Here is a 12,089-nt window from a genome sequence, read left to right on the forward strand (position 1 = left end):
TATTTAAGAAATTGTCATACAAGAGCCTGGGCCACCTGCGAATGATAAACCACAGCTTCCTTGTTCGTTATATAAATCTGCAACTTGTTCGCGGTGAGACGTTGGGATGACGAAGCGATCTTTATATTTTGCGATAGCAAGAAGACGATACATATCTTCTACATCCTGTTTCGTTAAACCAAGTTCTTTTAATACAGCTTCATTTGGTTCTTTATTAATTTGCAGTGCTCTCATATGCGTTCGCATGACAGCCATTTTTTTTAATGTAAGACGAATGTGTGATTCATCTCCTGCAGTGAGTAAGTTCGCTAAATATTGAATTGGAATACGCATATTATCGATAGCAGGGAAAATCTCTTCTGCTTGCCAGTTACTACCTTTCCCCTCCACCATATTCATAATTGGGCTAAGCTGTGGTATATACCAAACCATTGGCATTGTACGATACTCTGGATGAAGAGGTAGAGCAATTTTCCAATCGATAATCATTTTATAAATTGGCGACTGTTGTGCTGCTTTAATCCATTCTTCAGGAATGCCTTGTTTTTTCGCTTCAGCTGCTACTTCTGGATCATTTGGATCTAGGAAAACAGTAAGCTGAGATTCATATAAATCTTTTTCATTTTCAACAGAAGCCGCTTCTTTTACTTTGTCAGCGTCATATAGCATTACCCCAATATATCGAATACGTCCTACACATGTTTCTGAACAAATTGTTGGCATACCAGCTTCAATACGTGGGAAACACATTGTACATTTTTCAGCTTTATTCGTTTGCCAGTTAAAGTACACTTTTTTATATGGACAAGATGATACGCAGAATCTCCATGCACGACATGCGTTTTGATCTACAAGAACAATCCCATCTTCTTCACGTTTATACATCGCACCAGATGGACAAGATGATACGCAAGATGGATTCATACAGTGTTCGCATATGCGTGGTAAATACATCATAAAGACATCTTCAAAATCTGTTTTAATTTCTTCTTCCATTTTCTTTACGTTCGGATCTTGCAATCCTGTTATATGTCCACCAGCTAAATCATCTTCCCAGTTTGGACCCCATTCAATTTTGTCGATAAATTCGCCTGTAATTGCTGATTTCGGACGTGCAACTGGCTGATGCTTACGCTGCGGACTATTTGTTAACGTTTCATAATCATAGTTCCAAGGTTCAAAGTAATCATCGATTGTTGGTTGATCTGGATTGTGGAAAATATTCATAAGGCGTTTCATTTTCGAACCGGATTTCAGCTGAATTTCACCATTTTTTAATTCCCAGCCGCCTTTATATTTCTCTTGATCTTCCCATTGCTTCGGATAACCAATACCAGGTTTCGTTTCTACGTTATTGAAGTACATATATTCAGCACCTGGACGGTTCGTCCAGGTGTTTTTGCATGTTACGCTACAAGTATGGCAGCCGATGCATTTATCTAGGTTCATTACCATTCCGACTTGTGCTTTAATCTTCAAGCCAATCTACCTCCTTCAATTTGCGAATTACAACGTTTAAGTCACGCTGATTCCCAGTCGGACCATAATAGTTAAATCCATAACTTAATTGACCATATCCACCAATCATATGTGTCGGTTTCACGTGAATTCGAGTTGGACTATTATGCGTTCCCCCGCGGTTACTTGTTAATTTCGTACCAGGTACGTTAATGTGGCGATCTTGTGCATGATGCATAAATGCCATTCCTCTCGGTATACGGTGCGTTACAACAGCACGCGCTACAACAACACCGTTACGGTTAAAGCACTCAATCCAATCATTATCTGCTACGCCAGCTTCTGCAGCGTCCTCTTTATTCATCCAAACAGTTGGACCACCTCTAAACAGCGTTAACATCGGTAATGAATCGAAGTACATACTATGAATCGACCACTTATTATGCGGCGTTAAATAGTTTAATGTAATTTCTTTCCCTTCTACTTCAGGTCGTGATTTACGGAACGGTTTATGTTGCAGAATTGGTTTAAATGTTGCCATCGTTTCACCAAATTCTTTCATCATGTCATGATCTAAGTAGAAAGATTGTCGACCAGTTATCGTTCTCCAAGGAATAAGACGTTCCACATTTGTTGTAAATGGTGAATAACGTCGTCCACCTTTTTCAGAACCTGTGAAGGCTGGAGAAGTGATTACTGTTTTCGGTTGTGCTGTAATTTGTTCAAAAGTGAAGCATTCTTCTTCACGTTCTTCTGCTAAATCACGTAGTTTTAAATCGGTTTGTTTTTCAAGTGCTTCCCATGCTTTTACTGCCATATGACCGTTTGTTGTAGAAGAAAGCGTTAATACCGCTTCAGCAGCATTGATTGCTTCTTTTATGTCTGGGCAACCTTGCGCAATAGAATCTGTTCGAACAACTCCTAATCGACTCTTTAGTTGCTCATATTCTTTTTCTGCAGACCAAGAAATCCCTTTTGTACCAATCGGTTGTTTCCCTGCATTCGGTCCTAGCGCAGTCATTTTGTCATAAATCGTTTTATAATCCCTTTCGACAACATGAATTTGTGGCATTGTTTTACCTGGTATTGGTTCACACTCACCTTTGCTCCAGTCTTTAATCTTGCCGAGTGGTTGCGCTAGTTCTTGCGGTGTATCGTGAAGAAGTGGTGTTGCAACAACTTCTTTCATTGGTTCAAGATCGATTTTCTTCGCTAAATCAGACACAGCTTTAGAAAGAGAAGTGAAAATATCCCAGTCAGAACGTGCTTCCCATGGTGAACCGATTGCCGGATTAAACGGATGTACAAATGGATGCATATCTGTACTGCTTAAATCGTGTTTTTCATACCAAGTTGAAGCTGGTAAGACGATATCAGAATAAAGTGCTGTTCCAGCCATGCGGAAATCTAAATTAATGAGTAAATCAAGCTTCCCTTCTGGTGCGTCCTCATGCCACTTAATTTCTTCTGGTCGTAACGAATCACTATCGTCATTCATCAATCCGTTTGTTGTACCTAATAAATGTTTTAAGAAATATTCGTGTCCTTTACCAGAACTTGAAATTAAGTTTGCACGCCATACGAATAAATTACGCGGGAAGTTGTTTTTGTTATCTGGATCTTCAATCGCAAATTTTAGTTCTTTTTCTTTTAATTTTTGTGCAACGTATTTACCGATTTTTTCTTGCGTTGTTGCACCAGCAGCAACAGCTTCTTTATATAATTCAATTCCATTTTTCTCGAATGTCGGATACGAAGGTAACCAGCCCAGTCGTGCTGCTAATACGTTGTAATCACCGTGATGTTGATAACGTGAGTTACCTTCAATTGGTGATGCTAAATGGCCAACAGGTGTATCTTCATAACGCCATTGGTCTGTTACGAAATAGAAGAAAGATGTACCGTTTTGTAATTTCGGTGGCCCTTGCCAATCTTTTGCCATTGCAATTGTTTGCCATCCTTCTGCTGGTCGCAATTTTTCTTGCCCAACATAGTGCGCCCAGCCACCGCCGTTTACACCTTGCGCTCCGACGAGAAGAACAAGATTTAAAACTGCGCGATAAATCGTATCAGAATTAAACCAATGGTTAATACCAGCTCCCATAATAATCATCGAGCGGCCATTCGTATCAACAGCATTTTGTGCGAACTCACGAGCGATTTGAATAATAATCTCTCGTTTCACTCCTGTCATTTTCTCTTGCCATGCAGGCGTAAACGGTACATCATCATTGAAATCTTTCGGCTCTTGTCCGCCAAGCCCTCGATTCACGCCGTAATTTGCTAATGTTAAGTCATATACAGTTGTAACGAACACTTCGCCTTCTTCTGTCATAACCTTTTTCACTGGAATTGTACGTTCTAATATTGCATTTCCATCATCAGAGAAGTACGGAATTTGCACCGTTTCAACAGCATCTTCCATTCCAAATAAAGAAAGACGTGGATCAATCTTTTCACCTGTTTCTTCATCTTCTAAACGTAAGTTCCATTTCTTCTCATTATCCCAACGTGACCCCATTGTGCCATGAGGTGTTGCAAAATCATTCGTATTTTCGTTCCAAAGAACAGGTTTCCATTCTCCTAACTTTGTTTCGCGTCCAATATCAGAAGCATTTAAGAAACGATCAGCAACGAATTGATCTCCTTTTTGTTTCAATGTGACAAAGAAAGGAAAATCAGTATATTGCTTCGCATACTTTGTGAAGTATTCCACTTGATTATCTACGTAAAATTCTTGTAAGATCACATGCCCCATTGCCATCGCAAGTGCACCGTCTGTACCTTGTTTCACACTAATCCAATCATCCGCAAACTTTGTTGACTCAGCGAAATCAGGACTTACTGAAACTACTTTCGTTCCTTTATATCGAACCTCCGCTAAAAAGTGTGCATCTGGTGTTCTTGTCATCGGTACATTTGAACCCCATGTCATAATGTAGCCAGAGTTATACCAGTCACTACTTTCTGGTACATCTGTTTGATCACCCCAAATTTGCGGAGAAGCTGGTGGTAAATCAGCATACCAATCATAGAAGCTAAGCATCGGCCCGCCCATAAGTTGCATAAAGCGGCTACCTGCAGCATGACTTAACATCGACATAGCTGGAATTGGTGAGAAACCAACATTTCGGTCTGGACCGTATTTTATTACTGTATAAAGTAAAGAAGCTGAAACGAGTTGTAATACTTCATCCCAATTCGTACGAACGAATCCCCCTTTACCACGTGCCTGCTTATACTTGCGTGCTTTTTCAGGGTTTTCCACAATGCTTTTCCAAGCATCTAATGGTGACTCATTATTTTGTAATTCCTCTTGCCACATACTCCAAAGAACACCACGTACATACGGATATTTCACACGAAGTGGACTATAAATGTACCAAGAAAAACTCGCTCCACGTGGACATCCTCGTGGTTCAAAGTCAGGCATATCTGGACCTGTTGTTGGATAGTTAAGCTCCTGCCCTTCCCAAGTTACAATTCCATCTTTCACATAAATGTTCCAACTACATGAACCAGTACAGTTCACGCCATGTGTAGAACGAATTACTTTATCATGCTGCCAACGCTTTCTGTACACATTCTCCCATTCTCGATCTTCATATGTTTCTTGTGTATGATTATCGTTATAACGATCTATTGGTGAAAAATATTTTAAACGTCTCATTAGTGCTGAAGGTTTCTTCTTCATACTGTTCACTCCTTTAATACGTCTCTCTTACATACCCTTACTATAAGAGAGGTTGTAAAATACAGATGTGACATTTCGCACAGTTCAAGAGATTGTCAAAAATTCCGAAAAAAATATAAAAAAGTGAATATCTAATCATTGTGGAGGGATCACATCCTTCACTGACTGTTAAATTACTTCCTTGCTTCTAGAAAAGTTTAAGATGAAGTACTGATAATAATGAGCGTGCAAAAAATTTCTTACATAATAGAGGAAGTAATTTGGGAGTAGTTAAATTTGATATGCCTAAATCGTTAGATGGGTTTATAAATAAAAATACAATACTTTAATTCCACCCTACCAAGGGCAACTATCCTGAAAATAGTTGAAAAAAAACGCCAGGGAATCCATATGAATTGTCAGCAAGTTGAATTGAATGAATAGAAAAATACACCCAGAATGGCAGGATTATAAGATAATAATAAAAGGAGGATATTATGATATTAGAACCGCTTTATGCAGAAAACATTATAGTAGCCGTTATATATAAAAATGAGTTTAGATGGTATGTAACAGATAAAGAACTATGGTTTTTAGATTATGATAAATTAGATCATGCATATAAAAATTTAGGTGTAAGCATTGAAGATAATGGGGAAACGGAAGAAAGAAATGGAATACAAGTATTAAATAATGAAAATGTAGAAGTATTTTTACTAAGGATTAATCAATATAAAACAACTAAAGAGGAAATAAATTATTTACTACTTGAAAATATTAAAAGGAAAAATGCAGGAGAAGATCTATTAGATTTTAGTCCAGTCTTATTAATTAACTTTGATAATAAAATACTATATTCAATGTTTCCAGAACCGGCATCATACGAAAACTATGTACCAAAAGATTGGATTGGTACATATGAAGATTTCACTGAATTCATACCTACATCAGAGAAATATTGGATAGATAAGTTTAATAATAATCTACTTTTACTATAATTCAAGTAGGACAAGAGTGATGATAGTATAAGAACTTCTTACCTTAATAGAGCTTATAAGATTAATGGAGAAGTAAATAGAGTCCCTAAATCCAGAAATAAAGGAGTAAAATAGTCATGAAATATCCATATAGTTTTGAAGTACTTAACAGTAGACATTTAGTTATGAGACTTCCTCAAGAAATTAAACTTGTTGAAACTTTTTTAGGAATTGAAGTTTCAGCTTTTGGAGATTGGATTTTAAAAGAAATACAAAGTGTTTTAAACGGAGAAAAAAATTATGTAGTAGTAAATGGCAACATTTACGGTTTAGAAATTCGGAACGATACAACTACTGTGTTAGACAATTTAGCCGAAGATGGTAAAGGCGAATATTGTGAAATTGAAACAATGGACTTGGTAGAATTAATTCATATTTGGTTAGATAAACAAAAAGAATATAAGAAAGATAAAAATAAAGGATTGTAATAATTTACATAGCTGGCCTCTTAATGAAGTCGGCTTTATTTATTACTCATATAAATTTTAATCACAAGGCGTATGATATAGGCTTCCAACTTTACGCGTAGGGTTCCCTATGCTATTTATTTTGCTCATCGAAGTCACTCTTTCCTTCCCCTCCTCTATGTTTTACCGATAATACTAGTTTATATCAAGACATATTGCACATAAAACTACAAATCATTATTTACCATATTGCCCTAAGTTACGGAAACAATTATACTAGATATAATCGAGATAAATAATCTGAATATTCTCAGAATTAGAGATAAGATTTTTACTTCCCGCAAATAGAGGCGTAAATTCTATTTTCCACTAAATAGATTAGAAAACGTTAATAAAATGAGGAGGGTTACGATGCCCCAGCTTGATTCATTACATCCTATTGTAGAAAAAATAATAAACAATATTGAAAAATTAATGGTCGGAAAACGAAAAGAAACGATCTTATCCTTGACAGCTCTCTTAGCTGAAGGTCATGTACTATTAGAAGATGTTCCTGGTGTCGGGAAAACAATGTTAGTACGTGCTCTTTCTAAATCCATTGATGCTGATTACAAGCGAATTCAATTCACACCTGATTTACTGCCGTCAGATGTAACAGGTGTTTCTATTTACAATCCAAAAGAGCTCCAATTTGAGTTCAAGCCTGGACCAATCATGGGGAATTTTATACTTGCTGATGAAATTAATCGTACATCTCCCAAAACACAATCTGCCTTACTTGAAAGTATGGAAGAAGGCAATATTACAATAGATGGCATGACAAGACCGTTACCAAAACCGTTCTTTGTAATGGCTACACAAAATCCGGTCGAATATGAGGGAACATACCCTTTACCAGAAGCCCAGCTCGATCGATTCTTATTGAAACTAAAAATGGGATATCCTACACCAGAAGAAGAATTTGAAATTTTAAACCGGATGGAAAAAACAAATCCACTCTCCCATCTACAAGCTATTACTACAATAAAAGAGTTACTTTATTTACAACAAAGCGTACGAGAAGTAAGCATGGACAAAGCAATCAAGCATTACATTGTAAAGCTTGTTAGTCAGACTCGTTCTTATAGTTCTATACAGCTAGGTGCAAGTCCACGTGGCTCAATTGCTTTAATGAAAGCTTCACAAGCTTATGCATTCATCCATGGTAGAAATTATGTTATTCCAGACGATGTTAAATTTTTAGCTCCTTACGTGTTAGCTCACAGACTCATTCTAAAAATGGAAGCAAAATTTGAAGGAGTAACAGGGGAACAAGTTATTTCAAAAATCGTTGCACGAACTGCCGTGCCGACTCAAAGGACGATGAACCTTTGATGAAACGCATGCTACGAGCACTATATCATGTTACTAAGTTATCACTCATTCCTTTATGCCTAGTCTTAACCTTTGTATACGCTATGCTTCAAGGAGGATTTGTTAGTTGGTTTTTGTTTTACAGTACGATTCCTATTGGCCTTTATTCACTATTACTCCCTTTCTATGCTTTACGGAACGCCGAAGTAAAACGAATAACAAACCAAGGCGAATATGTAGCAGGAGTACCATTTGTAAGCACCATTACAATAAAAAGAAAATTTCCTTTTCCCTTACTCTATTTAATTATAGAAGATGAACTGCCATCACAATTTACAAATTGTAGACAAACGAAGGCGAATAAGGTCATACTCTTTCCAGGATTCAAACGAAATATTTCGTTTCAATATGCTATTGACACAATCCCTCGAGGAGAACACACATTTTCAAGCGTACGTGTCAAAACTGGCGATCTATTCGGTATGATAAAGAAAGATGTAACTTTTTCAGTTCCAGATACATTTTTAGTCTATCCCCAGTATGTAGATATAACGTATCGACAATTGGAAAATCATTTCGAACAAGGAGCGCTTTCAGCAAATATAAATTTAGCAAAAGACTCTACAATTTCTGTCGGTGTCAGAGAATATAAACCTGGCGACCGCTTTTCATGGATTGATTGGAAAGCAACTGCACGAACAAACAATATTATGACGAAAGAGTTTGAACAACAACGTAGCCACAATATCATGATATTTATGGACAGAACCGAGTCTCCTCTATTCGAATCAGTCGTAACGTTTACTGCCTCTATTGTGAGGGCTGTCTTGAAGCAAAATTCATCAGCCTCATTCGTGTCTGTCGGAAAAGAACGTACTTTTTTTCCTTTAGACAATGGAGATAGCCAGTTGCAGCAAATCTTTTGTCATTTAGCGAAAGTACAAGCTGACAGTGTATTCCCGCTCTCCCAGAGTGTAGAAATCGAATTAAGAAAAATTTTTGAGCCCGTAACGATTATACTCGTGACAAGCGATCTTTCTCCCGATATTCAAAAGGCAGCTGACTATGCTGCTATAAAAAATAGGAAATTAATGGTGTTTGTCGTGAAAGAAAAAGCGAATCAACTCTCACATCGAGAACTAAGTATTCTAGAAAATCTACAAAAACGAAAAATATTTGTAAATGCAGTTTATGAAAACCGGTATACAAACGTGTTTTTTGAGGTGAGCAAATGATAACATTACGGACAAAAAAACAATGGGATATGAGCAGATTCTTCATACATGTATGTGCATTTCTACTTTTACTAGAATGGCTAAGACCCCTTATAGGTATTACAAACGTAGGTAGATTAGATATTTTTATAATATTTATAGGAATTTGCTTCACACTCTCTTTTTTTCAAACAAGTTGGCAGATTCCAATAAAGATCGTCACGATTTTATTCATCATTCATTTCCTATATTATAAAAATGCTTTTATCAATCCATCTTGGCTAACAAAATTTTTTACTGATATTTCTCGAAATTCCTCCCTGTTATTTCAAGGGAATTTACTAGATATTTCTCCAGTTTTTCCAACACTTTTATTTTTTTTATCATTTTGGTTTTTGAGTGCTTTTATCTCTTTTTGGATGATTCATAAAAAACGTGGGTTGTTATTTCTTATATTGACTATTATTTATATCACAATTTTTCACGACTTACATTTATACAATGCAAACTACGCTATTATTCGTACTGTTGTCATCGGTTTTTTTATGCTTAGTCATCTCCACATAGAACGAATAAAAGAGATGGAACACTTACAAAATTATGCTAGAGAAATCTCAAAATTACTTAGACCACTTACACTATTTATTGTATTTTCAGTAACCATCGCATACTTTGCTCCAAAATTTGGACCTCAATGGCCAAACCCAATGGATTTTTTAAAACTCAACACATCCGAAGCAAGTACAAAACAAGAAGTTTCTAAAATTGGGTATGGTTTAGATGACTCGCGATTAGGCGGTCCTTTTAAGGCGGATCCTACAATTGTTTTCACAGCACAAACGCAAAACAAACAATATTGGAGAGTCGAAACGAAAGATTTTTATACCGGAAAAGGCTGGGAAGTTTCTGAAAATCAAAAAAAGGTTTCTTTTAAAAATAAAAACGACGTCGTGAGCTGGTACGAACAAAATACAAAAACGGAGGCAACCGAGGCAACAATCACCATGCAAAAAAGTTATCCTCACCTTACCTATCCAGCAGGATTAGTATCAGTTGAGGCTTCTTCTGATGTATCATACAGCGTTGACCCATTTTCAGAAAAAATCTATACGATGCACGGAGACTCTTCTACTACTTTAAATTCATATAAAGTAACATATGAGGTCCCGGAGTTTTCCATAGAAAATTTGAAAGCTGTAAAAGCAAATGAAGGTCATGAAACAAGTCCTTATTTTATGACAAAGTACACCCAACTTCCCAAATCATTACCGCAACGAATAAAAGACTTAGCTGTTAATCTAACAAATGATAAAGACAACCGATATGATAAAGTATTAGCTATTGAAAATTACTTCACCGACCATTCTTTTGTATATGAAACAACGAATGTTTCATTCCCTACTAAAAACCAAGATTATGTAGATCAATTCCTTTTCGATACAAAAAGCGGCTACTGTAATAATTTTTCGACGTCTATGATTGTATTACTTCGTTCTGCCGGGATTCCCGCTCGCTGGGTAAAAGGTTATACAGAAGGAACTCTTGATAATACACTTGCCTCTGCAGAAGGTGAAGATGTTTATAAAATCGCGAACGATAACGCACACTCTTGGGTCGAAGTATATTTTCCAGGATATGGATGGATTCCGTTCGAACCAACAAAAGGATTTACCAATCCCTATAATTTTACAAATAATACTCCTGCTCCTACTTTACAAAATAGCGAAGAAACTAATTCTCAAAATGCGCAAATGCACCAAAGAAATAATGAAGCAAAGCTCAAAAGTTTAATAGAAGATACAGAGGAAGCTTCTACTAAAAAGATTACAAATGCTAAAAATAGATTTTCTTGGTGGTACGTATTCCTCTCTTCGATGCTAATTAGTATTATAGGATACATTCTCTTCGCTACTAGAATGAAATGGATTACATTTTTTATCATTCTTTTCTATAAATACCGAAAAGATGATGCTGTTTATAGCAAAGCTTACGGTGCACTTTTAAAACAATTTGCGCGAATCGGTATACCACGAGGTGAAAGTCAAACATTCCGCGAATATGCACTCCACATCGATACGCTTTACAACTCAGCCGATATGCAACAACTTACTTTCAGTTATGAGAACGCTATGTATCAAAAGGGACAGGCTGCAGTAGAATGGAAAAAATCCGCACACTTATGGGAAGTGCTTATGAAAAAAGCAGCTTCTCCGCCCAAATCAAATGACTTCCATTCAGCGATTTAATCTTGATAATGTGAGTTAAAGGAAAAAGCCTCAAAGAACTACCTTGTTCTTTGAGGCTTTTTTAATAAAGTGAAACTTCTAGTTATTCCCCAAGTACCTTCTCAATCTCAACCTCTAAATCCACCGGCTTCGTCTGCGGCGCAAAACGCCCTACTACTTTCCCGTCTTTTCCAATTAAAAACTTAGTAAAATTCCATTTCACTGCTTTCATACCGAGTAAACCTGGTGCTTGTTCTGTCATGTATGTATACAGAGGATGAGCCTTGTCACCTTTTACATCAACCTTTGCAAACATCGGGAAATTTACACCGTAGTTTAACTCACAAAAACTAGTAATATCTGCTTCTGTGCCTGGTTCTTGTCCTCCGAATTGGTTACAAGGAAAACCGAGTATTTCTAGTCCTTGGTCTTTATATTTATCATATACTTCTTGTAACCCTTTATATTGCGGTGTAAAACCACACTTGCTAGCTACATTTACAATAAGAAGTGCTTTTCCTTCGTAATCTTTTAACGATTTATCTTCTCCTGTTATCGTTTTAGCTGAAAAATCATAAACTGTCATTGTCCTTACCCCTCTCTTCACTATCATTCTATGTTTATACTATACTACATTCATGAATATACAGCTCTTATTACGTACTTACAGGCTGAAATGATAGCGCTTTATTTTCGTTCGAAAATTCGACACAAACTACTAG

Annotated in this window: 8 protein-coding genes; 5 read left to right on the plus strand and 3 right to left on the minus strand. The window is 36.6% G+C overall.

Annotation, left to right across the window (positions count from 1 at the left end):
- Positions 1-3: 3 nt before the first annotated feature.
- Positions 4-1,479, minus strand: a complete 1,476-nt coding sequence (narH, locus tag ACUN28_RS18890) for a nitrate reductase subunit beta (protein ID WP_016088126.1) — start codon at positions 1,477-1,479, stop codon at positions 4-6.
- Positions 1,469-5,152, minus strand: a complete 3,684-nt coding sequence (locus ACUN28_RS18895) for a nitrate reductase subunit alpha (RefSeq protein WP_016088127.1) — start codon at positions 5,150-5,152, stop codon at positions 1,469-1,471. Before ACUN28_RS18895 ends, narH begins: the two co-directional genes overlap by 11 nt.
- Before the next feature lie 476 nt (positions 5,153-5,628).
- Here ACUN28_RS18895 and ACUN28_RS18900 point away from each other — a divergent pair, with 476 nt between their 5' ends.
- The 5 genes from ACUN28_RS18900 to ACUN28_RS18920 all read left to right on the plus strand — a co-directional run bounded on the left by ACUN28_RS18900 (position 5,629) and on the right by ACUN28_RS18920 (position 11,388).
- On the plus strand, positions 5,629-6,129 hold the full coding sequence (locus tag ACUN28_RS18900; protein WP_016088128.1) for a hypothetical protein: 501 nt from the start codon (positions 5,629-5,631) through the stop codon (positions 6,127-6,129).
- A 116-nt stretch (positions 6,130-6,245) separates the two neighbouring features.
- On the plus strand, positions 6,246-6,596 hold the full coding sequence (locus ACUN28_RS18905) for a hypothetical protein (RefSeq protein ID WP_016088129.1): 351 nt from the start codon (positions 6,246-6,248) through the stop codon (positions 6,594-6,596).
- A 390-nt stretch (positions 6,597-6,986) separates the two neighbouring features.
- Complete coding sequence (locus ACUN28_RS18910) at positions 6,987-7,949, plus strand: AAA family ATPase (protein ID WP_001135794.1); 963 nt, start codon at positions 6,987-6,989, stop codon at positions 7,947-7,949.
- Entirely contained in the window at positions 7,949-9,163 is a 1,215-nt protein-coding gene (locus ACUN28_RS18915) for a DUF58 domain-containing protein (protein ID WP_016088130.1), read from the plus strand. The genes ACUN28_RS18910 and ACUN28_RS18915 overlap by 1 nt, the downstream gene beginning before the upstream one ends.
- Positions 9,160-11,388, plus strand: a complete 2,229-nt coding sequence (locus ACUN28_RS18920) for a transglutaminase TgpA family protein (RefSeq protein WP_016088131.1) — start codon at positions 9,160-9,162, stop codon at positions 11,386-11,388. Before ACUN28_RS18915 ends, ACUN28_RS18920 begins: the two co-directional genes overlap by 4 nt.
- A gap of 82 nt (positions 11,389-11,470) precedes the next feature.
- On the opposite strand, the gene bsaA is transcribed toward ACUN28_RS18920, so the two are convergent.
- Complete coding sequence (gene bsaA / locus ACUN28_RS18925) at positions 11,471-11,953, minus strand: glutathione peroxidase (protein ID WP_000219426.1); 483 nt, start codon at positions 11,951-11,953, stop codon at positions 11,471-11,473.
- Between the last annotated feature and the right edge of the window lie 136 nt (positions 11,954-12,089).

The sequence above is a fragment of the Bacillus sp. WC2507 genome, from assembly GCF_052656125.1.